The following is a 624-nucleotide window of genomic DNA, read 5'->3' as shown; positions in this document are numbered from 1 at the left end:
GGCGGGCACAATCGGCTCGGCCCCATCCATACCGGCGTCGTCCGAGCGGCCGATGCCGCCCTGGCTGGCGTTGTCCTGACCGTGCGCGGGATGCAGCGGGCGGTCGAAGCGCACGAGAGGGTCGAGGACGTAGACCGGAGCCGGCGGAAGCGAGCGCAGGTGGGAGATGTCGACCGGCACCGAGACGTAGCGCTCGGACGGGACGGACCCGGCCGGCGCGGCGACGGGAGCCGCCTGCGCTGCCTCGGCGCTCGGGTCCGTCTCCGGCATCGCATCGCGGTCACGACCCTGGGCGGCCTCGGGCTGGATCGCCTCCCAGGCCTCGGCCGAGGACCAGTCGCCGGCCTCGAACCACGGCTGGACGTCGGACCAGTCGGGCAGCTCCGACAGATCGCGGGCTTCCGCCGGCACGACCGGGGCGGGCGCGGTGCCCGCCGACAGCTCGACCGCCGGACGCGCCGGGCGGCGATCGGGCGTGCGGAAGAAGCGGACGCCGGGCGGCGGGACGAAGGGCTGGCGCCAGAGCGGCAGCGGCGGCCCGGGCGGGATCGCGCTGGCTTCGGCCGCGGCCTGCTCGGCCTCGGCGGCGGCGCGGGCCGCCTCGGCATCCGCCTGTGCCTGCAC

The 624-nt window shown here is 77.2% G+C and carries 1 pseudogene; it reads right to left on the bottom strand.

The window, feature by feature from the left end:
* A pseudogene (locus FV227_RS29485) lies at positions 1-624 on the bottom strand (DNA translocase FtsK); the annotation flags it as partial.

It is taken from the genome of Methylobacterium sp. WL119, from assembly GCF_008039875.1.
GTDB lineage: Bacteria > Pseudomonadota > Alphaproteobacteria > Rhizobiales > Beijerinckiaceae > Methylobacterium.
This window is presented reverse-complemented; position numbering and strand designations above follow the sequence as displayed.